Annotated in this window: 24 protein-coding genes and 1 tRNA gene; 16 read left to right on the forward strand and 9 right to left on the reverse strand. The window is 70.4% G+C overall.

Features of this window, described 5'->3' with window-relative positions; translation table 11 throughout:
- The first annotated feature begins 18 nt into the window (after nucleotides 1–18).
- Both T9R20_RS04940 and T9R20_RS04945 read left to right on the forward strand, forming a co-directional pair.
- Nucleotides 19–891, forward strand: a complete 873-nt coding sequence (locus T9R20_RS04940) for a polyphosphate kinase 2 family protein (protein ID WP_322411435.1) — start codon at nucleotides 19–21, stop codon at nucleotides 889–891.
- Nucleotides 892–950: 59 nt separating this feature from the next.
- Nucleotides 951–2,636, forward strand: a complete 1,686-nt coding sequence (locus T9R20_RS04945; RefSeq protein ID WP_322411436.1) for a DUF885 domain-containing protein — start codon at nucleotides 951–953, stop codon at nucleotides 2,634–2,636.
- Nucleotides 2,637–2,669: 33 nt separating this feature from the next.
- Here the strand turns inward: T9R20_RS04945 and T9R20_RS04950 are convergent, their stop codons facing one another.
- From T9R20_RS04950 to T9R20_RS04965, 4 genes are read right to left on the reverse strand one after another with little or no spacing between them, the layout of a single operon-like run.
- The gene (locus T9R20_RS04950; RefSeq protein ID WP_322411437.1) at nucleotides 2,670–3,683 is read right to left on the reverse strand and encodes an LLM class flavin-dependent oxidoreductase; all 1,014 of its coding nucleotides are present in this window, start codon (nucleotides 3,681–3,683) and stop codon (nucleotides 2,670–2,672) included.
- On the reverse strand, nucleotides 3,680–4,039 hold the full coding sequence (locus T9R20_RS04955) for a TIGR04076 family protein (protein WP_322411438.1): 360 nt from the start codon (nucleotides 4,037–4,039) through the stop codon (nucleotides 3,680–3,682). Before T9R20_RS04955 ends, T9R20_RS04950 begins: the two co-directional genes overlap by 4 nt.
- 31 nt (nucleotides 4,040–4,070) lie before the next feature.
- A complete protein-coding gene (locus T9R20_RS04960; protein ID WP_322411439.1) occupies nucleotides 4,071–5,327 on the reverse strand; it encodes an amidohydrolase family protein in 1,257 nt (418 codons plus the stop codon).
- Nucleotides 5,324–6,607 (reverse strand): isochorismate synthase, encoded by a 1,284-nt coding sequence (locus T9R20_RS04965; RefSeq protein ID WP_322411440.1) that lies wholly within the window; start codon nucleotides 6,605–6,607, stop codon nucleotides 5,324–5,326. The genes T9R20_RS04960 and T9R20_RS04965 overlap by 4 nt, the downstream gene beginning before the upstream one ends.
- A 57-nt stretch (nucleotides 6,608–6,664) precedes the next feature.
- Here T9R20_RS04965 and T9R20_RS04970 point away from each other — a divergent pair, with 57 nt between their 5' ends.
- The 6 genes from T9R20_RS04970 to T9R20_RS04995 all read left to right on the forward strand — a co-directional run bounded on the left by T9R20_RS04970 (nucleotide 6,665) and on the right by T9R20_RS04995 (nucleotide 11,832).
- On the forward strand, nucleotides 6,665–7,213 hold the full coding sequence (locus T9R20_RS04970; RefSeq protein ID WP_322411441.1) for a DUF402 domain-containing protein: 549 nt from the start codon (nucleotides 6,665–6,667) through the stop codon (nucleotides 7,211–7,213).
- A gap of 58 nt (nucleotides 7,214–7,271) precedes the next feature.
- Nucleotides 7,272–8,024: a demethylmenaquinone methyltransferase gene (locus tag T9R20_RS04975; RefSeq protein ID WP_322411442.1), complete on the forward strand. Its 753-nt coding sequence runs from the start codon at nucleotides 7,272–7,274 to the stop codon at nucleotides 8,022–8,024.
- A gap of 24 nt (nucleotides 8,025–8,048) precedes the next feature.
- Nucleotides 8,049–9,104: a polyprenyl synthetase family protein gene (locus T9R20_RS04980; RefSeq protein ID WP_322411443.1), complete on the forward strand. Its 1,056-nt coding sequence runs from the start codon at nucleotides 8,049–8,051 to the stop codon at nucleotides 9,102–9,104.
- 52 nt (nucleotides 9,105–9,156) lie between these two features.
- Nucleotides 9,157–10,530 carry an FAD-dependent oxidoreductase gene (locus T9R20_RS04985; protein WP_322411444.1) on the forward strand — a complete coding sequence of 458 codons (1,374 nt, stop codon included), beginning with the start codon at nucleotides 9,157–9,159 and terminating at the stop codon, nucleotides 10,528–10,530.
- Between the two features lie 66 nt (nucleotides 10,531–10,596).
- The gene (locus T9R20_RS04990; protein WP_322411445.1) at nucleotides 10,597–10,782 is read left to right on the forward strand and encodes a hypothetical protein; all 186 of its coding nucleotides are present in this window, start codon (nucleotides 10,597–10,599) and stop codon (nucleotides 10,780–10,782) included.
- A gap of 33 nt (nucleotides 10,783–10,815) precedes the next feature.
- Entirely contained in the window at nucleotides 10,816–11,832 is a 1,017-nt protein-coding gene (locus T9R20_RS04995) for an alpha/beta hydrolase (RefSeq protein WP_322411446.1), read from the forward strand.
- On the opposite strand, the gene T9R20_RS05000 is transcribed toward T9R20_RS04995, so the two are convergent.
- Genes T9R20_RS05000 through T9R20_RS05010 form a run of 3 tightly spaced genes read right to left on the reverse strand, consistent with a single transcriptional unit; the run spans nucleotide 11,826 to nucleotide 13,783 of the window.
- Nucleotides 11,826–12,854: an NADPH:quinone reductase gene (locus tag T9R20_RS05000; RefSeq protein WP_322411447.1), complete on the reverse strand. Its 1,029-nt coding sequence runs from the start codon at nucleotides 12,852–12,854 to the stop codon at nucleotides 11,826–11,828. The two genes, T9R20_RS04995 and T9R20_RS05000, sit on opposite strands and share 7 nt — an antisense overlap.
- Before the next feature lie 39 nt (nucleotides 12,855–12,893).
- Complete coding sequence (locus T9R20_RS05005) at nucleotides 12,894–13,268, reverse strand: hypothetical protein (RefSeq protein WP_322412104.1); 375 nt, start codon at nucleotides 13,266–13,268, stop codon at nucleotides 12,894–12,896.
- A 26-nt stretch (nucleotides 13,269–13,294) separates the two neighbouring features.
- On the reverse strand, nucleotides 13,295–13,783 hold the full coding sequence (locus tag T9R20_RS05010; RefSeq protein ID WP_124294033.1) for a YajQ family cyclic di-GMP-binding protein: 489 nt from the start codon (nucleotides 13,781–13,783) through the stop codon (nucleotides 13,295–13,297).
- Between the two features lie 320 nt (nucleotides 13,784–14,103).
- Here T9R20_RS05010 and T9R20_RS05015 point away from each other — a divergent pair, with 320 nt between their 5' ends.
- The 4 genes from T9R20_RS05015 to T9R20_RS05030 all read left to right on the forward strand — a co-directional run bounded on the left by T9R20_RS05015 (nucleotide 14,104) and on the right by T9R20_RS05030 (nucleotide 18,834).
- Entirely contained in the window at nucleotides 14,104–15,357 is a 1,254-nt protein-coding gene (locus T9R20_RS05015) for a maltose ABC transporter substrate-binding protein (protein ID WP_322411448.1), read from the forward strand.
- 97 nt (nucleotides 15,358–15,454) lie between these two features.
- On the forward strand, nucleotides 15,455–17,065 hold the full coding sequence (locus T9R20_RS05020) for an ABC transporter permease subunit (RefSeq protein WP_322411449.1): 1,611 nt from the start codon (nucleotides 15,455–15,457) through the stop codon (nucleotides 17,063–17,065).
- A 1-nt stretch (nucleotide 17,066) separates the two neighbouring features.
- Nucleotides 17,067–18,035 (forward strand): sugar ABC transporter permease, encoded by a 969-nt coding sequence (locus T9R20_RS05025; RefSeq protein ID WP_322411450.1) that lies wholly within the window; start codon nucleotides 17,067–17,069, stop codon nucleotides 18,033–18,035.
- 4 nt (nucleotides 18,036–18,039) lie between these two features.
- On the forward strand, nucleotides 18,040–18,834 hold the full coding sequence (locus T9R20_RS05030) for a hypothetical protein (RefSeq protein ID WP_322411451.1): 795 nt from the start codon (nucleotides 18,040–18,042) through the stop codon (nucleotides 18,832–18,834).
- 6 nt (nucleotides 18,835–18,840) lie between these two features.
- On the opposite strand, the gene T9R20_RS05035 is transcribed toward T9R20_RS05030, so the two are convergent.
- Nucleotides 18,841–19,686, reverse strand: a complete 846-nt coding sequence (locus tag T9R20_RS05035; protein ID WP_322411452.1) for a class I SAM-dependent methyltransferase — start codon at nucleotides 19,684–19,686, stop codon at nucleotides 18,841–18,843.
- 299 nt (nucleotides 19,687–19,985) lie between these two features.
- Between T9R20_RS05035 and T9R20_RS05040 the strand changes: the two genes are divergently transcribed.
- The 3 genes from T9R20_RS05040 (at nucleotide 19,986) to T9R20_RS05050 (ending at nucleotide 21,585) form a co-directional block, all read left to right on the forward strand.
- A complete protein-coding gene (locus T9R20_RS05040; RefSeq protein ID WP_322411453.1) occupies nucleotides 19,986–20,486 on the forward strand; it encodes an FBP domain-containing protein in 501 nt (166 codons plus the stop codon).
- On the forward strand, nucleotides 20,483–21,397 hold the full coding sequence (locus tag T9R20_RS05045) for a carbohydrate kinase family protein (RefSeq protein ID WP_322411454.1): 915 nt from the start codon (nucleotides 20,483–20,485) through the stop codon (nucleotides 21,395–21,397). The genes T9R20_RS05040 and T9R20_RS05045 overlap by 4 nt, the downstream gene beginning before the upstream one ends.
- Nucleotides 21,398–21,503: 106 nt before the next feature.
- Nucleotides 21,504–21,585, forward strand: a tRNA-Tyr gene (locus T9R20_RS05050).
- A 271-nt stretch (nucleotides 21,586–21,856) separates the two neighbouring features.
- Here the strand turns inward: T9R20_RS05050 and T9R20_RS05055 are convergent.
- On the reverse strand, nucleotides 21,857–22,597 hold the full coding sequence (locus T9R20_RS05055) for a hypothetical protein (RefSeq protein WP_322411455.1): 741 nt from the start codon (nucleotides 22,595–22,597) through the stop codon (nucleotides 21,857–21,859).
- A 118-nt stretch (nucleotides 22,598–22,715) separates the two neighbouring features.
- On the opposite strand from T9R20_RS05055, the gene T9R20_RS05060 reads away from it, so the two are divergent.
- Complete coding sequence (locus T9R20_RS05060) at nucleotides 22,716–23,342, forward strand: hypothetical protein (protein ID WP_322411456.1); 627 nt, start codon at nucleotides 22,716–22,718, stop codon at nucleotides 23,340–23,342.
- Nucleotides 23,343–23,377: the final 35 nt, after the last annotated feature.

The raw sequence follows: 23,377 nt of genomic DNA on the forward strand, positions 1-23,377 counted from the left end.
GTGGGACATCATGGCGGGATGACGACAGCAGACGCCACCGGCTGGATCGGCGATCCCGCGACCGCCCTCCGGGTGGCGGAGGGATTCGACCTCGCCGCGGTCGACCCGGACGCCACGCCCGCCTACCGCGGATCCAAGGCCGACGGCGTCGCCGATCTCGCCGCCGAGGCGCCGAAGCTCGACGAGCTGCAGGAGCGCCTGTTCGCCGCGAGTCGCAGCGAGGCGACCGACCAGGCGGTGCTCCTCGTGCTTCAGGCAATGGATTCGGCGGGCAAGGGCGGGATCGTCCGGCACGTCGTCGGCTCGGTCGACCCCCAGGGCGTCATGCTCACCGCCTTCAAGAAGCCGACGCCCGAAGAGCTTGCGCACGACTTCCTTTGGCGCATCGAGCGGCGCCTGCCCGAACCGGGGTTCATCGGGGTGTTCGACCGGTCCCACTACGAGGACGTGCTGATCGGGCGCGTCCGCGCCCTGGCCCCGGCCGACGAGATCGAGCGGCGCTACGACGCCATCAACGACTTCGAGGCCCGCGTCGTCGCGAGCGGCACCCGGATCGTGAAGGTGATGCTGCACATCTCGCACGCCGAGCAGGGCGCGCGGCTCATGGAGCGTCTGGACCGCCCCGACAAGCACTGGAAGTACAACCCCGGCGACGTCGACGAGCGCGCGCTCTGGCCCGACTACATGGCGGCCTACCAGACGGTGTTCGAACGCACGTCGACGGCCGTTGCGCCCTGGCATGTGGTTCCGGCCAACCGCAAGTGGTACGCCCGGCTGGCGGTGCAGCGGCTTCTCGTGGATGCGCTCGAGGCCGTGAACCCGCAGTGGCCTCCGGCCACCTTCGACGTCGCGCTCGAGAAGGAGCGGCTGGCCGCCACCATGCCGTCGTAGCCGCGGCTCGCCGTCGGCGCAGCGGCCGCGCCCCGGGAGCGCATCCGTAGGCTGGGTCGGTGAGCGCCCCCACCGACCCGGTCCGTCTGATCGCCGACGACTACGTCGCCCGTCTCGCCGCGCACGAGCCGGATGCGGCTCAGGCGATCGGCTTCACCGACGGCCCGCCGCTTCCCGACCTCTCACCGGAGTGGCTGCAGGAGCGGTACGCCCTGCAGGGCGAGGTGATCGCCCGGCTCGACGCCCTGGACCTCGAGGCCGGCGACCCCTCGCTCCGCGCAGCGCTGCGCGAGCGCATGGAGCGCGAGCGTCTGCTCTTCGACACCGGCTTCACCCCGCGGCTCGTCGCGGGGCTCGCCACCCCGATCCATCACGTGCGCTACGCCGTCGAGGGCCTGACCGTGACGGCGGATGCCGCGGGTGAGGCGCTGCTGCGCCGGATCGAGGCCACCCCCGCCGCGACCCGGCAGTACATCGACAGCCTGCGCTGGGCCCGCGAGAACACCGCGCGATTCACCGGCGGCGGCGTCGCGCCCGTGCGGCAGCTCGACACGCTCGCCGCCCAGGTCGAGCGGTGGGTCGACACCGATTGGTTCGGCACGATCCCGGTCGACGAGAGCGTCGGGGACGCCCCCCGCGCTCGGCTCCGGGCCGCCGCCGACGAGACGGCGGGGGCCCTGCGCGACCTCGTCGCGCTCCTGCGCGACGAACTGCGACCGGCGGCGCCGACGGTCGACGCGGTAGGGGCGGAGGTCTACCCGAGCATGGCCGCCGGAATGCTCGGCGCCTCGATCGACCTCGCCGAGACCTACGCCTGGGGGTGGGCCGAGCTCACCCGGCTGGTCGCGGCGTCGCACGAGCTCGCCACGATCCTCGGGGGCTCCGCCGGCCCGGGCGGGGGTGACGACCCCGTGCGCGCGGCCGCCGCCCTTCTCGACGTCGACCCGCGCTACCGGCTCGACGGCATCCCCGCCATCCGGGCGTGGCTTCGCACCCGCGTCGCCGAGACGACCGCCGCGCTCGCCGACGCCTTCGAGCTGCCGGCCGCCGTCGACCGCGTGGAGTGCGTCGTCTCCGAGGCATCCAGCGGCGTCGTCTACTACACCCCGGCGCCGCCGGATGGATCGGCGCCCAGCCGCATCGTGTGGACGATCCCGAGCGGCATCCCGGTCGCGGCCAGCTGGCAGGAGGTGACGAGCGTCCACCACGAGGGCCTCCCCGGGCATCACCTGCAGTTCGTCGTCACCGCCTCCGATCCGGGCCTGCACCCGTGGCAGCGGCACCTCTGCCACATCCACGGCTACGCCGAGGGATGGGCCCACTACGCCGAGCAGCTCTCCGACGACCTCGGTCTCATCCGCGATCCCGCCGAGCGGCTGGGGCTCCTCCTCGGCCAGATCTGGCGCACCGTGCGCATCGTCGCCGACATCGGCCTCCACACCGGGTGGGCGGTGCCGGACGGCGTCATCGTGCCCACCCAGCCGTGGACGCCCGCGCTCGCGCGCGAGATGCTCGAGCGTTTCGCCCTGGTCGAGCCGGCGCTCGCCGCGTTCGAGGTCGACCGCTACCTGGGGTGGCCCGGCCAGGCGCTGGCGTTCCGCGTCGGCGCGCGTCTGTGGACGCAGGCCCGCGAGGCGCGAGCAGCGCGCGACGGCGGGGCCTTCTCGCTTCGGGAGTTCCATCGCGACGCGCTCGCGCTGGGACCGATGGGCCTCGATCCGCTCCGCGAGCGCCTGCTCGGTTGAGAGGCTGACAGACCGGCGGCCGAACGCGATCGGTCAGTCGGCGAGCTGCGGCAGCACCTCACGGCCGAGGAGCTCGATCCCCTCCGCCGGCACCCGCCCATGGGGGGTGCCGAACTCGATGCGATCGACGCCGGCGTCGATGAGCAGTCGCGCCTGGCGGGCGATGTCGTCGGGAGCGCCGGCGAACGCGAACAGCTCGAGCACGTCGCGCGGGATCAGTCGCCCCGCCGCCTCCTCGTCTCCGTCGGCGAGCCGGGAGCGGATGCCGGGGAGCAGCCCCTCGGGCAGGTCCACCGTCGGGTCGAGGGCGGCGATCACGTCGAGGTACATCGCCACCTCCCGGCGGGCGAGCGCCCGGGCCGCGTCGCCGTCGCGATCGACGACCGTGACCGCACCGAGCACGATGCCGACGTCTCCGTCCCCGCGGCCGGCCTTCCGCAGGCCGGGACGCAGGCGCTCGCGCACGACCTGCACCATCGCGGGGTTCGCCGAGCCGCCGATCTTGATCTCGTCCGCGATCTCGCCCGCAAGCGCCATGCCGCGCGGGCCCCACGACCCGATGAGCATCGGCGCCCGTCCGCGCGTCACGGGGTAGCGCAGCCGAACGCCCGGCTCGAGACGGAACACGCGTCCCTCGTATCCCTCGCCCCTGCCGCTCAGCAGCGACTGGATCACCCCTGCCGCGTCGTGAAGCGCCGTGATCGGCCGCGCGGGCTCCACCCCGATCGCTTCGAGCCACGACCCGCGGGCGAGGCCCAGATACGCCCGGCCCCCCGAGGCGTCGTCCACGAGCGCGAACTGCCCGGCGATCTCGTAGGGATGCAGGGTGAACGGGTTCCAGCACGCGCATCCGAGCCGGATGCGCGTGGTCGTGCCCGCCATCTCGAGCAACGCGGCGATCGGCGGCTGATAGAGCAGATCGGAGAAGACGCTCACCCCGTCGAAGCCGAGGTCCTCGGCCAGGCGCGCGAGGGCGCCGTACTCGCCGAGGCGCTTGTCGGTCTGAAGGCCCAGGCTCACCTCCACCCGGCGGGAGGCGCCGGTCACGTGAGCTCGTCGGTCGGGATGGAGCGGATGCCGGTCCGCTCGATCCGCATGATCAGACGCTCCTCGGGGTCGGGGCAGGCCACGAGGTCATCCCTCTCCAGCCAATCGCCGGCAGGGAGCCGCCGCTGCTTGGCCGGGAGGAGGGGGAGCACCGCCTGGAGGGCGTAGAGGCAGAAGTGACCGCCGTCGGGAAGGCGCAGCCGACTGCTCTCGACGAGATCGATGTGATCGCCCACGGCCATGCCGCACACCGACCGACCCTCGATCCGTTCGACGACGACCCGGAGGTCATACAGGTCCGAGGTGGCGCCGTCGCCACTCTCGGAGGCGGGCTCGGGCGTGTTCACGGTGCTCATCCTGCCCATCCTGTCAGTCGCTCGCCCGTCGTCACGCGAAGGCGCCGCGGGCACGCCCCTGGTCGTCGCGGACGACGACACCGCCCTTCATGACCAGATCGAGGTCGCGGAGGGCGGTGACGTCGGTGGTCGGATCGCCCGGGGTCACGACGAGGTCGGCCCACCTGCCCGGCGTGAGCGTGCCGAGCTCACCGTCGGCGCCCAGCCACCGGGCGGGGGCGGCCGTGGCCGCCCGCACGGCGTCGGGAGCGGCGAGGCCCCCCGCCTGCATGTGCTCGAGCTCGCGCACGACGGCGCTCGTTCCCTCGAAGTCCCAGAACGGCGGCATGTCGCTGCCGAGCAGCACCTCGACGCCGGCGTCGAGGGCGTGGCGGTACGAGGCCATGTGGCGCGGTCCCGCGCCGAGCGAGCGCTGCTGCATCCACGCCGGCACGCCGAGGTCGTCGAAGAACGCGCTGGCCCGTGTGACGACGAGCGTCGGCACGAGCGCCGTGCCGTGCGCGGCCATCAGGCGGGCGACCTCGGGGGTGAGCTCGTAGCCGTGCTCGACGCAGTCCAGGCCCAGCTGCACCGCTTCGGCGATGATCGCCGCAGGCCCCGCGTGGGCCGTGACCTTGCGGCCCCACGCGTGGGCGGTCGAGATGGCCGCTGCCATCTCCTCACGAGTGAGCTGCGGCGTAGTGATCTCCTCGTGCTCGCCGGCGATGCCGCCCGAGATCATGAGCTTGATGAGGTCGGCGCCGGCCTTGACCTGCGACCTGACGCCGCGGGCGAACGCGTCGGCGCCGTCGCACTCGAGGGTGTCGTCGCCGTCGAACCCGTGACCGCCGGTGCAGCACAGCGCACGCCCCGCGGTGTAGATGCGGGGGCCCGGCACGTGACCTGCGGCGATCGCGCGGCGGAGGGCGAAGTCGGCGCCGCCCTTCTCGGCGACGCAGCGCACCGTGGTGACCCCCGACAGCAGGGTCCGGCGCGCGCCGTCGGCCATGTACAGCGAGAGCTCGTGGGGGCTGAGGCCGCTGACCACGTCGCCGCCCGCGCCCGGGAGCGACAGCGAGAAGTGCGTGTGCATGTTGATGAGCCCCGGCATCACGAAGGCGCCGTCGAGGTCGATCACCCGTGCGGCGCCCCTGACCGCGTCATCCGGGGTCGTGATCCGCGCGATCCTGCCCTCTTCGATGACGAGAGCGAGCCCCCCACGGGGTGCGGGGTCGACACCGTCGATGAGGTGCAGACCCACCAGCACGGCGTCGCCGCGGGTCGGGAGCGAGGGGACGGCGCCGCTCATGCCAGCGCGTCCACGATCGGACGGAACTTCACGCGTGTCTCCAAGAGCTCCGCCTCCGGGTCACTGCCGGCGACGATGCCCGCGCCGGCATGGGCGACGACGGGGATGCCGTCGCCGGGGACGTCGAATCCGGCGAGGCCGAACTGCGCGCAGCGCAGTGCGATCGCCCACTCGCCGTTGCCCGACTGGTCGACCCAGCCGACGGGCCCGGCGTAGCGGCCCCGATCGAAGGGCTCGAGGCGACGGATGACGCCGAGTGCCGCCTCGGTGGGAGAGCCGGCGACCGCGGCCGTGGGATGGAGCGCCGCGACGAGGTCGAGCGATGACGCGCCGTCATCCAGGGAGCCCTCGATGTCGGTGGCCAGATGCCAGACGTTGGGGAGCTTCAGGGTGAAGGGCTGTTCGCTCGAGGCCAGGGCACTGGTGTGCGGCCGGAGGGAGGACAGGACGCTGTGGGCGGCGTAGCGGTGCTCGTCGAGATCCTTCGCGCTCGTGGCGAGGGTGAGCGAGGCGGCGTTGTCGGCGTCGGCGTCGGCCCCCCGCGCGCGCGTCCCGGCCAGCACGCGGGCGGTGACCGTGCCGTCGTGCACCGTCACGAGGGTCTCGGGGCTCGCCCCGATGAGCCCGTCGACGGCGAAGGTCCAGCAGTCGGGGTAGTCCGTCGCCAGGGCCCGCACCAGCCGGCGGAGGTCGGCGTCTCGCGGCACCGCGCCGACGAGGTCGCGGGCGAGCACCACCTTCCCCACCTCACCCGCGCCGATCGCCGCGACCGCATCGCGCACCGCCGCCTGATAGCCCTCGTGCGTCATGCGACCCGGACCCACCGCGCCGGGCCAGTACGGCCCGAGACGGCGGGGGAAGGGCTCCACAGCTGCCTCGCCCTCGGTGCGGATGACGGTGATCCATCCCCGCCCACCCCGCCGGCCGACGATCACCCGCGGCACGATCAGCACGCTGGATGCCGCGGAGGCGGCGGTGAAGCTGAAGGCGCCGAAGGCGAGCAGACCCGAGCCGGGGACGCGCACCGCGTCGGTGACCCGGGCCTCGGCCGCCACCTCGCGCCATAAGTCGGCGAGCCGGGTCATCCGCGCGTTGCGGGGGTCGTCACCGGTGGCGCCGCCCCCCGGTTCCTCGAGTCGCAGGGCCTCGCCGAACCCTGCGATGCCCTCGGCGCGACGGATCCAGCACAGCGGCGAGGCGGCGTCGGCGAAGGGGAGAAGCTCCTCGACGGGATCGATCGGAGAGGTCTCGACCACCAATCGGGGAAGGGGGGAGATCACGGCTCCACTCTAGATCCGGGGGCCCGAGGCCGGACGGCGACGCCGTATATTGACGAGGTGACCGACGCCTCGTCATCCGCCTCCCGCCCCGAGATCGGTCAGCGTGTGCGTTTCCGCTGGCGCAAGTGGAACGGCGGGGTGCACTGGGAGCACGACTGCGTCTACCTCGGCAGTGATCGGTGGGGCGATTGGGTGGGCCAGCCGGCCGGGTGGGTCAGCGAGCGGCCCGGGCGCCAGATGGTCACCCGTCAGGCGTGCGTGATGCTCCTGCCTCCGGGCGGGGAGTACGCCTACACCCGCAACGCCGACCCGAACCGCACGCAGATCTACATCGATCTGGCCTGGGATGTGGGCTGGCGGGACGGCGAGCCCGTGGGAGTGGACATGGACCTCGACGTGGTCAAGCACACCGAGCGGGGCATCTACATCGACGACCGCGACGAGTGGGACGAGCACCGGGTCGCCTACGGCTATCCGCTCGACATCGTCGCGCGGCTGGAGGCGCTCGCCGTCGACATCGAGCAGAAGGTGCGCGCGGGCGTCGCCCCCTTCGACGAGGCGACGCCCGCGCACTGGCTCTCGCGGCTGGAGGCGCTGCACCTGTGAGCGCGGCGGGCGCCTGCCCGCCTGCTCCTGCCCGCGCGGCCGCCCGTAGACTCGTCCCGTGACGACCGATGGCGAACCCAACCGCGCCGACCTCGGCAAGGATCCGCGACGCGTCAGCGGCATGTTCGATCAGGTCGCCCGTGGATACGACCGCACCAACACGGTGCTGAGCCTCGGCAACGACCGCATGTGGCGCGCCGCGACGACCCGCGCGGTCTCGCCCCGGCCGGGCGAGCGCATCCTCGACCTCGCCGCCGGCACCGGGGCCTCCAGCGTCTCGCTCGCCAAGAGCGGCGCCGACGTGGTCGCCGCCGACTTCTCGCCCGGGATGATCGCCGAAGGCGAGCGCCGCTACGGCAGGACGGCGCCGGGAGGCGGCATCCGGAATCTGTTCTTCGTGCAGGCGGATGCGACCGAGCTCCCCTTCGCCGACGCCGAGTTCGACGCCGTGACGATGTCGTTCGGGCTTCGCAACGTCAACGAGCCGAAGAAGGCCCTGCGTGAGCTGTGGCGGGTGACCAAGCCGGGCGGACGCGTGGTGATCTGCGAATTCTCGCAGCCGCCGTCGGGCGCCTTCAACCGGCTGTACCGCTTCTACAACGACCGCGTGCTGCCGACGGTGGCCAAAGCGGTGAGCTCGAACGCCGAGGCGTACGACTACCTCAACGAGTCGATCCGCGACTGGCCGGACCAGCAGACCCTGTCGACCTGGATCCGCGAGGCGGGATGGACGGATGTCGCGTACCGCAACCTGTCCATGGGCATCGTGGCGCTGCACCGCGGCCGCAAGCCGCGCGACGACCGTCGCTGACCCGTGCGCCACTAGGCTGGGGCTGTGACTCCCTCCGCTCCCGGCTCGCCGATCACCGGCCAGCTGAGCCTGACCGAGCGGGTGTTCGCGGGTCCTGGGGCCCGCCGTCTCCTCGCGGCGGTCGAGGAGGGTCTCGCGCGCGTCGACGAACACCTCCGCAGCGAACTGAGGGTGACCGACGCGCTCGCGAATGCCACGAGTCGCTACCTCTACAACGCCGGGGGGAAGCGCGTGCGTCCCACCCTCGCGCTCCTCACCTCGCAGCTCGGAGACGGCGTGACCGATGAGGTCGTCGAAGCCGCATCCGCCCTCGAGATGACCCACCTCGGCTCGCTGTACCACGACGACGTGATGGATGTCGCCGACAAGCGTCGCGGGGTGCCCTCCGCCCACGCGGTGTGGGGCAACAACGTCGCGATCCTCACCGGCGACCTGCTGTTCTCGCGGGCCAGCCAGATCATGGCGCGGCTGGGCGAGCGTGCGATCCGCATCCAGGCCGACACGTTCGAGCGACTCGTCCTCGGCCAGATGCACGAGACGGTCGGGGCCACCGAGGACGACGACCCGGTGGAGTTCTACCTCCAGGTGCTCTCGGACAAGACGGGGTCGCTCATCGCCGCCGCCGCGCAGGCCGGGGTGATCTTCTCCGATGCCGACGCCGCCTACGAAGCCCCCATGGTGGTCTTCGGCGAGAAAGCCGGCGTCGCCTTCCAGCTGCTCGACGACGTGATCGACCTCTCGCCCGATCCGGGCGAGACCGGCAAGGTGCCCGGCACCGACCTGCGTGCCGGCGTGCCGACGATGCCGTTCCTGCTGCTCGGTCAGCGCGGCGACGCGGACGCGGTGCGGCTGCGCGAGACGATCGACGCGGGCGTGGAGCGCATCGCCGAGGGCGCCGACCCCGCGATCCTCGACGGTCCTCTGGCCGAACTGCGGGAGCACGAGACCACCGAGGCGACGCGCGAGCTCGCGCACCGGTACTCTCTTGAAGCGATCGATGCGCTGGAGCCGCTGCCCGAGGGGCCGGTGCGCGAAGCGCTGACGCGCTTCGCCCGCGCAGTCGCCGATCGCGCGAGCTGATCGGCGGCATCTTCCGGAACGCCGCGGCGCGGCATCCGTCAGAAAGGACTCCATGACCAAGCTCAGGGTTGCCATCGTCGGCGCAGGACCCGCCGGAATCTACGCCGCCGACATCCTGCTGAAGGCGGAGCGTCGCTTCGACGTCTCCATCGACCTGTTCGAGCAGCTTCCCGCCCCCTACGGGCTGGTGCGCTACGGCGTGGCCCCCGATCACCCGCGGATCAAGGGGATCATCACGGCGCTGCGCGAAGTCCTCGACCGCGGCGACATCCGGATCTTCGGCAATGTCCGCTTCGGCGAGGACATCACGCTCGACGACCTCAAGCAGCACTATCACGCGGTGATCTTCGCGACGGGCGCCGTGCGCGACACCGATCTGCGCATCCCCGGAATCGACGCCGAGGGCTCGTACGGCGCGGCCGACTTCGTCAGCTGGTTCGACGGGCACCCGGATGTGCCGCGGACCTGGCCGCTGGAGGCGGAGTCGGTGGCGGTGATCGGGAACGGCAACGTCGCCCTGGACGTCTCGCGCATGCTCGCCAAGCATCCCGAGGATCTGCTCCCCACCGAGATCCCCGACAACGTCTACGAGGGACTCAAGGCTTCGCCCGTGACCGACGTGCACGTGTTCGGGCGCCGCGGTCCCGCGCAGGTGAAGTTCACCCCGCTCGAGCTGCGCGAGCTGGGCGAGCTGCGTGACGTCGACATGGTCGTGTACGACGAGGACTTCGACTACGACGACGCCTCGAAGGACGCGATCGCCAGCAACAAGCAGGTGATGGTCATCGACCGCGTGCTGCAGTCGTGGCGCAAGCGCCCGAGCGTGAACAACGCCGGAGGCGAGGCGTCGCGTCGCCTCCACCTGCACTTCTGGGCGAAGCCGGTCGAGGTCAAGACCGATGAGAACGGCCGTGTGTCGGCGTTCGTCTACGAGCGCACCCGTCCCGACGGCGAGGGCGGCGTCGTGGGCACCGGCGAGATGCGCGAGGTCGCCGTGCAGGCGATCTACCGTGCGGTGGGCTACTTCGGCTCGCCCCTTCCGGGCGTCCCGTTCGACAAGCGTCACGGGGTCATCCCCAACCACGAGGGTCAGGTGCTGCGCAGGGACTCCAACGAGCGTGTGCCGGGGGTCTACGCGACAGGGTGGATCAAGCGCGGTCCGGTCGGTCTCATCGGCCACACCAAGTCCGACGCGATGGAGACCGTCCGGCACCTTATCAACGACCAGGGCTCCTGGTGGCAGCCGAGCGACCCGTCGGAGGAGGCGATCCCGGCACTGCTGGAATCGCGCGGCGTCGCCTGGACCGACCTCGACGGCTGGCACCGCCTCGACGAGCATGAGGTGGCCCTCGGCGCGCCGCACGGGCGGGCCCGGATCAAGGTGGTGCCGCGCGACGAGATGCTCGCGGTCTCACGCGGGGCGTAGCCGCCCGCGGCGAGGGCTGCGACACGGATAGGCTGGGGAGAGTTCCCCTTCACCAGGAGGTCACTCATGCTGATCGCGCTGTACATGGTCCTGCTCGTCGGCGGGATGTGGATCCTGGGTGCGAGCTTCAACTTCCCCGACTTCGGCGGTGTGCTCTTCGCTGCGGGTGTGCTCATCATCTGCGCCGCGGTGGCGCTGCCGGTGACGCTGAGTCGTCACGAGAACAGGGATTCCAACCCCGGGAACTGGTAGCCCGCGCGGCAGCACCCTCGCGAGACGGATCGCATGTCCGAGGGCTGGGTGCCGGATGTCCTCGGAGCGCCGTTCGAGCAGGTGACCCTTCCGCTCGGCGACGACGACGAGGGTCCGCTCGTCGCCACGCTGGTGCGGCTGCTCCCGGCCCGATCGGTGCGCGAGTTCTTCACGGGCGGACCCCGGCCGTTCGCCGACGTCGACGTGCTGTACGTGCACGGGTGGTCGGATTACTTCTTCCAGACCGGACTCGCCCGGTTCTGGGCTGATCGGGGTGCTCGGTTCTACGCCCTCGATCTGCGGAAGTACGGTCGCAGTCTTCGGCCCGGCCAGACGCCGGGGTACATCACCGATCTGCGGGATTACGACGCCGACATCGCTGCGGCGCTCGCCGTGATGGGAAGACGGGCGGACGGCGCGGCGGCCCGCCGGCTGGTGCTGTTCGGGCATTCGACGGGTGGCCTGACGCTGAGTCTGTGGGCGGGACGCCACCCCGGCGCGGCCGACGCGGTGGTGCTGAACAGCCCCTGGCTGGAGTTCCAGCTGAGTGCGTCGGTGCGGCAGGCCATCACGCCGGTTCTCGACATCCACTCCCGCCGGCGGCCGCTGGATCTGTGGCCGCAGGTGGATGCCGGGTTCTATGCCCGGGCGCAGGCGGCGGCCGCCGACCCGGACGACCCGGTCGTGGTCGACACCGCCTGGCGACCCGAGCGGAGCCTGCCGGTGCACGTGGGCTGGATGCGGGCGATCGTCGCAGGCCATGCGGCGGTGTCGAAGGGCCTCGGGATCGCCGAGCCGGTGTGCGTGCTCCTGTCCGCACGCAGCGTCGCGCCCACGCGCTGGGACGATGAGCTCACGCGCGCCGATTCGGTGCTCGTGGTGGACGACATCGCCCGTGCGGCGCTGAGGCTCGGCTCGTCGGTGACGATCGAGCGGATCGAGGGCGCCTTACACGACGTCTTCCTCTCACGACGCGAGGCCCGTGCCGAGGCGTACGCGCGGCTGGAACGGTGGACGACGGCGATGCTCGGGCGCTGCAATCCTCAGTGACTGTCGCCGGAGACGTCGATCAGCACCTTGCCGATGACGCCGCTCTCCACCGCGTCGTGCGCCGCGGCGGTGTCGTCGAGGCTGAACCAGGTGAGGGGAAGTCCTGCCTGCTCGCCCACGGGAAGAGCGCCGTCCGCGAGAGCCGCGGTGATGTCCTCGGCTGCGGCTCCCAGCGCGCGCTCGCCGACGGTGTACATGAGCAGACCCTGGAACCTGATGTTCTTGGCGAAGGTCGCGACGATCGGGATCACCGCGTCGTCACCGCCGTTGTTCGCGTAGTACACGACGCTCGCATGGTTGGCGGCGACTTCGGTGTCGAGGGCGAAGTTGGCGGCCGGCGACACTTCGACGACGTGTTCGACGCCGGCGGGTGCGATCTCGAGGATGCGGCGTGCGGTGTCCTCAGACTGGTAGTTCACCGTGTGATGGGCGCCCGCCGCGCGGGCGAGCGCGGCCTTCTCGTCACCCGAGACCGTGGCGATCACCGTAGCCCCCGCCCAGCGAGCGAGCTGGATGGCGGCGTGGCCGACGGCGCCGGCGCCGCCGGCCACGAGGACGGTGCGGCCGGCGAGTGCGCCAGGGGAAAGGCGGTCGGGGCCGTCCTCATGAACGGTCAGGGCGCGGTGCGCCGTCATCGCCGGGACACCGAGGCTGGCGGCGACGTCGAAGCCGATGCCCTCGGGGAGGGGCACGGCGCGGTCCGCAGGAACGACGGTGTACTCCTGCGCGGTTCCGGTGGGGCGCTCGTGCTGGGCAAGGTAGATCCACACGCGGTCGCCCACGGCGGGTCGGGTGACCCCGTCGCCGACGGCGTCGACGACGCCCGCACCATCCTGGTTGGGCGTGACCTCACCGAGGGATGACGGGCCGTTCCCCCCTCGGCGAGCCTTCCAGTCGGTCGGGTTCACGCCCGACACGGTGACGCGGACCCGTACCTCACCGGGCCCCGGGTCCGTGACGTCGCGCTCGGCAAGCTGGAGGACGGACGAATCACCGGTTCGGGAGTAGACGATCGATCGCATGTGCTGTGCAACCCATCGTGAACGCCTCGGCATTCCCGGTCAGCGGTTGGCCCACAGCGCCCAGACGACCAGGACGGGTTGCAGGAACAGGCGGACCAGACGTGCCCGATCGGTCCGCATCAGCGGAGCGGAGCGGCCGGTGCGCCACTGGTGCACGTTGCCGGGGAAGACGGCGACGAAGAACGCGGCGACGAGCCACCCCACGCTGCGTTCCCGGGGGATGGTGACGACGGCGCCGGCGAGCAGGAGTTCGGCGACCCCGGAGCCGACCACGATCGCGTCCTTGCTCAGGCCGGTCGTGCGCGTCGCCCAGTCGGGCACGACGATCCGGTATCCGTGTCGCCCCCAGGTGAGATGGGAGATTCCGGCCGCCGCCAGGACTGCGGCGAGGAGCCATCGCCCAGCCGTGCGCAAGAAGTCCACCGAACGGGATCCGGCGACTATCGGTAATTGACGAACTGGAGATCGACGTCGAGGTCGGCCGCCTTGAGAAGGCGCTGCACCTCCTGCAGGTCGTCGCGCGACTTCGACTGCACGCGCAGTTCGTCTCCCTGGATCTGGGACTTCACGGACTTCGGGCCCTCGTCGCGGATGATCTTGCCGATCTTCTTGGCGTTCTCCTGCGAGATGCCTTCCTTCAGGGTCGAGACGATGCGGTATTCCTTGCCGCTCGCCGTCGGCTCTCCCGAGTCGAGGCTCTTCAACGAGATGCCGCGCTTGATCAGCTTGGTCTGGAAGACATCGAGCACCGCCTTCGCGCGCTCCTCGGAGTTGGCCTTGATGAGGATCGCCTCGCCGCTCCACTCGATCGAGGCGTCGGTGCCCTTGAAGTCGTAGCGCTGCTCGACCTCTTTGCGCGCCTGATTGAGGGCGTTGTCGGCTTCCTGCCGATCGATCTTCGAGACGATGTCAAAACTGGAGTCGGCCATGCCGGGAGTCTAGCGAGCCCATCGCCCACCGGTCCCGGAGGGCGTCGGCGCCCTCGCCGCCTGGCTGGGGAATACCCCGGGGGCGACAACATTCTCGGGCTGTAGATGTAAGCGCTTCCAAGGGTGCAGCAGGGCGCGGTGATTGTGGTTCCGGCACAATGACGACCGCGGAACGGTCACGAGATGGTATCGACCAGGCGTCCGGGATTGCGAAGCGGATGCAACTGGCGCAAACTGTAAGCGCTTGCAACACGAGCTGGCGACAAGGGAGCCGCCTCCCGCGGTCTTGTCGCCCTCCCCAAAGAAAGAGGCGAACACCGATGAAGGTGATGAACAAGCGTGCGCTGGGTCTCAGTGCATTCCTGGTCGGCGGGGCCGTTGTGCTCGCCGGCTGCGCAGGCGGCGGCGGTGGCGAGAGCTCCGGTGGCGCCGACAGCGGTGGCGACTCCGGTGCCGCCGAGAACACCCTGACCGTCTGGGTCGACGCCGACCGCGAGCGTGCCCTCCAGGATGTCGCGACCGCCTTCGAAGAGGAGAAGGGCATCGCCGTCGACCTCGTCGTCAAGGAGTACGAGGACATCCAGCAGGACTTCATCACGCAGGTGCCGAGCGGTGAGGGCCCCGACATCACCATCGGTGGCCATGACTGGACCGGTGCCTTCGTGCAGGACGGCGTCGTCGCGCCCGTCGAGCTGGGCGACAAGGCCGCCGAGTTCGAAGAGGTCGCCATCGCCGCAGTCACCTACGACGGCAACACCTACGGCCTGCCCTACGCGATCGAGAACATCGCGCTGGTCCGCAACGCCGACCTCGTCCCCGAGGCGCCCACCAACTTCGACGACATGATCGCCAAGGGCACCGCGGCCGGCACGCAGTACCCGTTCGTCGTGGGTCTGAACCCCCAGAACTCCGACCCGTACCACCTGTACCCGTTCCAGACCTCCTTCGGGAACTCGGTCTTCGCGCAGAACGCGGACGGCTCGTACGACGCCGCCAACCTCACCATCGGTGACGAGGCCGGTCAGCAGTTCGCCACCTGGCTGGGCCAGCAGGGCGCCGCGGGCGTGTTCAACCTCAACCTCGACGGCGACCTGGCCAAGGAGGCCTTCAACGCCGGTCAGGCTCCGTTCTTCCTGACGGGCCCGTGGAACATCGCCGACGCGGTGGACGCGGGCGTCAACGTCGCCGTCGACCCGATCCCGTCGGCCGGTGGGCAGACCGCTCGTCCGTTCGCGGGCGTGCAGACCTTCTTCCTCAGCTCGCAGTCCGAGAACGCCCTCGCCGCGAACGAGTTCCTCGTGAACTACATCGCAACTCCCGAGGTCCAGACCGCGCTGTTCGAGGCCGGTGGCCGCGCCCCGGCGCTGACCGAGTCGTTCGAGGCCGCGCAGTCCGACCCGATCGTCGCCGGCTTCGCGTCTGTCGGTGCGGAGGCCGTGCCGATGCCCAGCATCCCGCAGATGGGTGCCGTCTGGGATGACTGGGGCACCACCGAGGTCGCCATCATCCAGGGCTCCGACCCGGTCTCCAGCTGGACGACCATGTCAGAGAACATCCAGGGCAAGATCGGCTGATCGCCTTCGGCGGGGGTGTCGCTGACGCGACATCCCCGCCGAACCCCTTTCCCCCGACAGATCGACCACGAAGTCGATCGTCCGCCTAGGAGCCTCGATGACGATTCCGACCCTCGACACCGACCGCGCGTCCGACCGACGCGCCGATCCGGCCACCGAGAAGCGCCGCCGCCGCGCCGCCGCCTTCGCCGACGCCGCCTCGGCGGGCTGGAAGGTGTGGCTGTTCAAGATCGTCGCCCTCGGCATCGTCGATGCGATGGCGATCTACGCCATCCTCGTCCTGGCCGTGCAGGAGCAGTGGGTCATCGCCGTCGCCATCGCCGTCGGCGTGGTCATCCTCAACGCGATCTACCTCATCCCCGGGCTCCTCCCGGCGAAGTACCTCGCGCCCGGTCTGGTGTTCCTCTTCATCTTCCAGATCTTCGTGGTGCTCTACACCGTCTACATCGCGTTCACCAACTACGGATCGGGGCACAACTCCACCAAGGAGGACGCGATCACCTCGCTCCTCCAGCAGTCGCAGACGCGGGTGGAGGACTCCGCCACCTACCCGGTGCAGATCGCCACGCGCGACGGAGAGTTCTTCCTCGTCGTCGAAGACCCCGACACCGGCGACCTCAGCGTCGGCGGCACCGAGCAGCCGCTGGAGTCGATCTCCTCGCCCGAGGCGGCCGGCTACGAGGTGCTCGACTTCTCGCAGATCCTCGCCAACCAGGCCGAGATCGGCGCCTTGGCCGTGCCCCTCGACGACGACCTCAACGACGGGTACCTCCGCACGACGGACGGCTCCAACGCCTACCTCTTCCAGTCGAGCCTGGAGTGGGATCCGGTCGCCGACACCATGACCGACACCGAGACCGGCACGGTCTATCGCGACATCGGCACGGGCGCGTTCACCGCGGATGACGGGACCGAGATCCTCCCCGGCTGGCAGGTCTGGGTCGGAGGTGAGAACTTCGTCCGCGCCGTCACCGAGGAATCCATCCGTGGTCCGTTCATCGCGGTGCTCATCTGGACCTTCGTCTTCGCCTTCCTCTCGGTGGCCACCACGTTCGTCCTCGGTCTGTTCCTCGCGGTCGTCTTCAACGATCCGAAGATGAAGAGCCGCAAGTACTACCGCGTCATCCTGATCCTGCCGTACGCGTTCCCGGCGTTCCTGTCCGCGCTGATCTGGGCGGGCATGTTCAACCAGGACTTCGGATTCATCAACCAGGTCCTGCTGGGCGGAGCATCCATACCCTGGCTCCTCGATCCGATCCTGGCCAAGGTCGCGATCCTCATCGTCAACCTCTGGCTCGGGTTCCCCTACATGTTCCTCGTGTGCACCGGGGCGCTGCAGTCGATCCCCGACGACATCCAGGAGGCGGGCCGCGTCGACGGCGCGGGGGTGTGGCAGGTCTTCCGCCACATCAAGTTCCCGCTCCTCCTCGTCTCGGTCGCTCCACTGCTGATCTCGTCGTTCGCGTTCAACTTCAACAACTTCAACATCGTCTACATGCTCACCAACGGCGGGCCCCGATTCGCCGACGCGTCGATCAACGTCGGTGCCACCGACATCCTGATCTCAATGGTCTACAAGGTGGCCTTCGTCGGGGCGAACCGCGACTACGGGCTCGCGAGCGCGTTCTCGATCATCATCTTCATCCTGGTCGCGGTGATCTCCTACGTGAGCTTCCGCCAGACCAAGGTCCTCGAGGAGCTGAACTGAGATGGCCCTGAACTCCAACCCGCTCACCTCGCAGCCCGCGCCGGCACTGGCCGAGGCGCTCGCCGACGATAAGCGGGGTGCCGCTGCCGCGCAGAAGTCCGCCCCCGCGCCCCGACGACCGTTCGGTCGCTGGTTCCGCGAGACAGGCTGGCGCCACATCATCGGCATCGTGATGCTGCTGTTCTGCGCCTTCCCGCTGGCGTACGTGCTCTCGGCATCGCTCAATCCCGGCGGCACGCTGCTCACCGCCAACAGCCTCTTCTCGACGTTCGACCTGGGTGCATACGTCCGGCTGTTCGAGAACCCGTCGCAGCCCTACGGCGCCTGGTTCGTCAACACCCTCGTGATCGGTCTCGCCACCGCCTTCGGCACGGTGCTGCTCGGGGCGCTGGCCGCGTATGCGTTCTCGCGCATGCGCTTCACCGGTCGCCGGTTCGGCCTGCTGACGCTGCTGCTGGTGCAGATGTTCCCGCAGCTGCTGGCGTTCGTGGCGATCTTCCTGCTGATGTCGGCGATCGCCGACATCTTCCCCGCTCTGGGGCTCAACTCTCAGCTCGGGCTGATCATGGTCTACCTCGGCGGCGCGCTCGGCGTGAACACGTACCTCATGTACGGGTTCTTCAACACCGTGCCGGCCTCGATCGACGAGGCGGCCAAGATCGACGGCGCCGGTCATGCGCGCATCTTCTTCACGATCATCCTGCGTCTGGTCGCGCCGATCCTGGCCGTGGTCGGGCTGCTGTCGTTCCTCGCGACGACGAACGACTTCGTCATCGCCTCGGTGGTGCTCTCGGACCCCGACAAGCAGACGCTCGCCGTCGGTCTCTACCAGTTCGTCTCGCAGGAGACCGCGCGCAACTGGAGCGTGTTCGCCGCCGGCGCCGTGCTGGCCGCGGTCATCCCCGTCGCCCTGTTCCTCGCGCTGCAGCGCTTCATCGTCGGCGGCCTCACCGCCGGCAGTGTGAAGTGACCGGATGAGGGCACCCGCCGATTCGACCGGATTCGCCGCGCGCAGCCGCGGCCTCGCCGCCGGAGTCGAGGCGCACGACGGCCTGATCGGTCTCGTGCTCCTCGGGTCGGCGTCGGACGAGGCGGCCCACCGCCGCGACGAGTGGTCGGATCACGACTTCTTCGCCCTGATCGCCGACGGCCGCGGTCCCGAGGTGCGGCCCGATCTGTCGTGGCTGCCCGAGCAGGAGGGTCTCGCCGTCACCGCCCGCGAGGGCGAGATCGGCTTCGTCGCCGTGTACGACGACGGGCACGTGTTCGAGTTCGCCCTCTCTGAGGCCGCGGAACTCGACGGCGCTGTCGCGGGCGAGGCGACGGTGGTCGTCGACGACGATCGGGCCACGACGGCGGGGCTCATCGCGCGCGCCCGCGCGAACGCGATGGCGCGTGACCGGTTCGATCCCGTCAACGACGCCGCGCTGGTCTTCGTCAAGCTGCTACTCGGCACGGGTCGCGCGCGTCGGGGCGAGAGCATCAACGCGGGGCAGTTCGTGCGCGGTGCCGCGGTCATCCATCTCGTCCGCGCGATCCGCGGCCGGTTCGACGGCCGCTCCACCGCGCGCCGCGACATCATCGATCCGCTCCGCCGTTTCGAGCGCGACTTCCCCGAGTGGGGCCCCCGCATCGAAGAGGCGGTTTCCGCGCCCGTGCAGGACGCCGCCCGAGCACTGTACGGCCTCGCCCGCGAGGCGCTCGAGCCGGGGTGGGACGCGTTCCCGACCCGCGCGGCGGACGCGGTGGCGCGCCGGCTCGGCTTCTGAGGTCGCTCAGTCCGCGGCGACGACCCGCCAGCGGAAGGTGTTGTGGAGCAGGTAGTACCCGTCGGGCTGCCGGAACGGCTCCGCCGCCTCCGAGATGACGGGGGAGAGCTCGTCGATGGTCGCCTCGTCCTCGCCGAGCAGCACGGTCGCGGCGAGCTCGCCGACGTCCGCGGCGCGCACGGTCACCTCGACCTGGCCATCCGCGACCGGTCGGAAGCCGGCCGCGCGCAGCGCGAGATCGAGAGCGGACGGATGCGGGGGCGCGCCGGATTCGGTGGTGGCGCGGGTCTGCGGGTCTGCCTCGGACGTGCCGGCATCCCGGACCGCGTCGGGGTCGAGCGCCGCGTCGAGGGCGCGTTCGATGATCGCCACGTCGTTCGGCCCGGTGTCACCCCACTCCGCGATGCCGAGGAGGCCACCCGGGCGCAGGACGCGCGCGCACTCCCGGACGGCGGCGGCGAGGTCGTCCGTCAGGTGCAGCACCGTGACGGCGGTCACCACGTCGAAGGTGTCGTCGGCGAAGGGGAGCGCCGCGACATCCGCTCTTCGCGCCTGGCCGTGCCGCACCGCGAGCGCCACCATCGCCGGTGAGGAGTCGATGCCGATCGCCCGTGCCCCGACAGCGGTGAGCTCGGGCAGGAACTCGCCCGACCCGCAGCCGACGTCGAGCACCCGCGTGCCCGGTGCGACGGCGCAGGCGGTGAGGAGCGCCCGCCTGGCCGGTGCCGACACCTGGCCCCATCTCGCAGCCCAGCCCGCCGCGAGGGCGGACCATTCGTCGTCGGCCTCGGCAGGAGAGTCGTCCCGGGCGTCGGCGCCTCGGTCCGGGCGTTCCCGGGGGTCGTCGTCCATCACGGGGGCCACCCTATCCGTCGCGACCCGGCGGTTTCCGTCGCACCCTCGTCGAAGGGGCCGCGAATCCTGACAGGTCGCGCGGTCCGGCCTCCCGCGAGCTGCCGGTCGCGCACGCGACCCGTCAGAAAGTGCGGTCGAGAAGCGCCGCGGGCCGCGTTTTCTGACGGGTCGCGACGCGGCAGCGCGCGGGGGTACGTCCGCGATCGCGCCGCGCTCCGCGGCGACCGCGACGAGCACGCCGCCCCGCCGGCGGGGAGAGGTTCGTAGACTGTCCCGAGACCAGGCGAGGAGAGTGCATGAGCCCGCTGACCGAGGACGACGTCCGCACGTCGTTCGTGAACGCCCGTCCGGAAGAGCTGCAGGTGATGGCCCTGCCCAACGACTTCGTGCTGACCGACTGGGATCACCTCGACTTCCTCGCATGGCGCGACCCCCGCACCCGGGGGCGCGCGTACGTGATCGCCGAGGTCGACGGCGAACCCGTCGGCGTGCTGCTGCGCGCCGCCGAGGGCAGCTCGTCGGCGCGCTCGGCGATGTGCAATCTCTGCCACACCATGCAACCCGCCGATCAGGTCGCCCTGTTCACCGCCCGGAAGGCCGGCGAAGCCGGTCGCAACGGCGACAGTGTCGGCACCTACATGTGCGCCGACCTGTCGTGCCATGAGAACGTGCGGCTCGCGGCCCCGCTCGCGCCGAGTGAGATCCGTGCGAGCGTCGACCGGCGCATCGACGGTACGCGCCGCCGGACCGAGGCATTCGTCGAGAGCGTCGCCCAGCACGCGCGGAGCCGGTCGTGAGCCGCGCCGTCGTCATCGGCGACGCCCTCATCGACGAGCTGCGCGACGACCACGGCGTCCGCGAGTTCGTCGGCGGCGCCGCCCTGAACGTCGCCGTGGGCCTCGCGCGCCTCGGGGTCCCCGCGACCCTCATCGCCATGGTCGGCGACGACGAGGCCGGTGTCCGCATCCGGTCGTACCTCGCCGACTTCGGCGTGGAGCTCCTGGCCACCCCGTCGCCCCGCGGCTCGTCGCGCGCGGTCAGCACGCGCAGCGGAGGAGGCGAGCCGACCTACGTGTTCAACGATGCCGCCCAGCACCGTGCGGTGCAGTTCGGCGAGGCCGAGCAGGCAGCCCTCGACGCGGCATCCGTCATCGCCATCAGCTGCTTCCCCTTCGACGACGTCGCCCAGACGCTGGCGCTGTCGCAGGCCGTGCACGCCTCGAGTGCGCCGCTCGCGATCGACGTCAACCCGCGCGAGGGGATGATGCACGATCGGGCGGAGTTCGTCCGCGGGTTCGAGCAGCTCGCCGCGGGCGCGGCGCTGGTGAAGATCGGCGAAGACGACAGCGAGCTGCTCTACGGAGAGCCCCTCGACGCCCTGCGCGCGCGCCTGATCGACGCGGGGTCCGCCGCGGTGCTCGCCACCCAGGGGAGCGCCGGTGCCACGATCGAGGCGGGATCGGATGTCGTCACCCGTCCGATCTCGGACCTTCCCGGTCGCATCATCGACACCATGGGGGCGGGCGACGCCGCGTTCGCGACGGTGATCGCATCGATGATCGACGGTGTGCCCGCCGATGCCGAGGCGTGGGGCGAGGCGCTGCAGAGGGCGATGGATGTCGCGGCCGCGACCTGCCGCTTCGAGGGCGCGCTCCTGCGTCTGCCCTCGGCGTTGACCGAGCCCGACCTGGATCGCCTCGGCACCTGAGGGTCTCACCGCGGCATCCGGCCTGGATTTTTTCGACGCCCGCCGGGGGTCTAGACTTGTTTCTCGCGCCTCCGGTCGACTGCACAAGCCGGGCGGGTGCGCACTTGGCGAGTTACCCAAGCGGCCAAAGGGATCTGACTGTAAATCAGCCGGCGTAGCCTTCGGGGGTTCGAATCCCTCACTCGCCACGTCCGCGAAATGTCGCGGCTGGACAGACGAAAGCCCCTACCGGACTACGACCCGGTAGGGGTTTTCTCTCACAGAACGCTCACGAGCGGCCCGGATTCGACGGCTACGACCCCGCCGAATCGCTCACACCGCGCGTGCTCGCGCCATGATCTCGGCGGCATTCGCGATGCCCTCCGCGCCCCTCTCGGGGAAGTACGTTCCGAGATATACATTCAGCGTGTGACCGAGCCACGCAGCACCCGCTGAGGGCGCAACGCCGATCGCATCGAATCACGCGGCGAGGCTGTGACGCAGCGCATGCAGACGGATCGGCGGGAGCCCCGCCTCGGCGCTGAGTCTCCGGAACCGCTCGCTGTATCGCTCCGGGTGTTCCGGGCGTCCAATAGCGTCAACGATGACGTAGCCCGAATCGACCCACGCGCCCCCGGCCCTGAGCCTATCCGCCGCCTGGGCCGCTCGCAGTGACCGAAGTGCGGCGATCGTGCCAGGCTCCACCTGCTCGATGGGGAGCGTTCGATGTCGGGCGGCGCTCTTGGGCTCATCCACCGCGGTCGCCCCGCCCTGGAGCGCGACCCTGCCGCGTTCGACCCTTACAAGCCCGCGGGCCATGTCCACGTCATCCCACATCAGCCCGTGAAGATCGGCCCGTGTCATCCCGGCAAGGCTGAGACGGAACAGGCCCGCCAGAGCGTCAGAGTCCGACACCCCGCGGAACCGGTCCACCTGCGCCCGCGTCCAGTAGTGGGCATCGCCACTCACCTTCGGAGCCTGCCGCGGGGGCTTTGCGAACCGCACGGGGTTGGCTTGGATGGGCTCCAGGACCTCACTTAGCGAGTTGAGCGCGTCGATCAGTCCCCCGATCAGCAGATGCCCACTGAAGCCTTTCAGCCGGTCGAGCGCCGCAAATGCTCGCGCCGCTTCGCCTTTCTGCAGGGGTCGCTTCTGTTCAAAGCGTGTTTGCCCCGTTGGCGTCAGCAGCGAGCCCAGCACCCAGTCGTCTTCCTGCTCCACTCAGACCTCCCAGAGCCCAGACTCCAGCATGCTTGAGACATTGCTCCACTCCGGTACTCCCGAAGGATGGACACCTCGGCAGTTGCCGGACTCAAGATGTTCCGTGCAGGGTGGGCACATGGACTGGTGGATGGCCTTGCTCGTGGCGGGCGTTCCGTCCCTCGTTACCGCCGTTTCTCTAATCGTTCAACAACGAATAAACGCGAACACGGCCGCGGCTGCGGACGAAAGTCGCCGGATCGACGCGGAAGCCGAGCGCCAACACGAGGAACGGATGCTGGAAGCGTCCAATGCGCACGCCCGGCAGCACGCTGAAGCCGACCGCCAGAACGCAGCCCGCGAATCGTGGAGGGCGGACAGGCGTGCCGCTCACACCAAACTCCTCACCCGCTTCGAGGAGATCCAGTCCGCGGCACGCGCTGGCCTGGGGCAGGTCTCCACTGAGATCGACTTAGTCGGCGAGATGTCTGAGTGGGACTCCGACCTTCCCGACCTCCCCCAGGAATTGGTGGCCGACGTTGCGCTTCTCTGTTCAGATAGGTCAGCGGGAGCGGCCCAGCAGGCGAGCGCGAGGGCTGCTGCCCTCGCGATCTCGGTCATGATGCTGGAATTGCTCGGTCCGGATCGAGAACTGGAACAACTCAAAGCGGATCGCGACACGGCGAAGTCCGACTTGGACCGCTTCACGAAGGCGGTCGCTGAGTACCGACAGGCGGCTAAGCAGGACATCGACACCGTGAACTGACCAGCCGTCATCTCGGCGACCGCCGATTCGACCAA

Origin of the sequence: Microbacterium invictum, assembly GCF_034421375.1 — a bacterium.
Classification (GTDB): domain Bacteria; phylum Actinomycetota; class Actinomycetes; order Actinomycetales; family Microbacteriaceae; genus Microbacterium; species Microbacterium invictum_A.

What these genes read in the sequence shown, in the direction of transcription:
- T9R20_RS04960 (WP_322411439.1), bottom strand. Translation starts at nt 5,327, where the DNA reads ATGAGCGGCGCCGTCCCCTCGCTCCCGACCCGCGGCGACGCCGTGCTG.
- T9R20_RS05000 (WP_322411447.1), bottom strand. Translation starts at nt 12,854, where the DNA reads ATGCGATCGATCGTCTACTCCCGAACCGGTGATTCGTCCGTCCTCCAG.
- T9R20_RS04940 (WP_322411435.1), top strand. Translation starts at nt 19, where the DNA reads ATGACGACAGCAGACGCCACCGGCTGGATCGGCGATCCCGCGACCGCC.
- T9R20_RS04990 (WP_322411445.1), top strand. Translation starts at nt 10,597, where the DNA reads ATGCTGATCGCGCTGTACATGGTCCTGCTCGTCGGCGGGATGTGGATC.
- T9R20_RS05030 (WP_322411451.1), top strand. Translation starts at nt 18,040, where the DNA reads ATGAGGGCACCCGCCGATTCGACCGGATTCGCCGCGCGCAGCCGCGGC.
- T9R20_RS04955 (WP_322411438.1), bottom strand. Translation starts at nt 4,039, where the DNA reads ATGAGCACCGTGAACACGCCCGAGCCCGCCTCCGAGAGTGGCGACGGC.
- T9R20_RS04995 (WP_322411446.1), top strand. Translation starts at nt 10,816, where the DNA reads ATGTCCGAGGGCTGGGTGCCGGATGTCCTCGGAGCGCCGTTCGAGCAG.
- T9R20_RS04985 (WP_322411444.1), top strand. Translation starts at nt 9,157, where the DNA reads ATGACCAAGCTCAGGGTTGCCATCGTCGGCGCAGGACCCGCCGGAATC.
- T9R20_RS05015 (WP_322411448.1), top strand. Translation starts at nt 14,104, where the DNA reads ATGAAGGTGATGAACAAGCGTGCGCTGGGTCTCAGTGCATTCCTGGTC.
- T9R20_RS05035 (WP_322411452.1), bottom strand. Translation starts at nt 19,686, where the DNA reads ATGGACGACGACCCCCGGGAACGCCCGGACCGAGGCGCCGACGCCCGG.
- T9R20_RS05025 (WP_322411450.1), top strand. Translation starts at nt 17,067, where the DNA reads ATGGCCCTGAACTCCAACCCGCTCACCTCGCAGCCCGCGCCGGCACTG.
- T9R20_RS05060 (WP_322411456.1), top strand. Translation starts at nt 22,716, where the DNA reads ATGGACTGGTGGATGGCCTTGCTCGTGGCGGGCGTTCCGTCCCTCGTT.
- T9R20_RS05020 (WP_322411449.1), top strand. Translation starts at nt 15,455, where the DNA reads ATGACGATTCCGACCCTCGACACCGACCGCGCGTCCGACCGACGCGCC.
- T9R20_RS05010 (WP_124294033.1), bottom strand. Translation starts at nt 13,783, where the DNA reads ATGGCCGACTCCAGTTTTGACATCGTCTCGAAGATCGATCGGCAGGAA.
- T9R20_RS05040 (WP_322411453.1), top strand. Translation starts at nt 19,986, where the DNA reads ATGAGCCCGCTGACCGAGGACGACGTCCGCACGTCGTTCGTGAACGCC.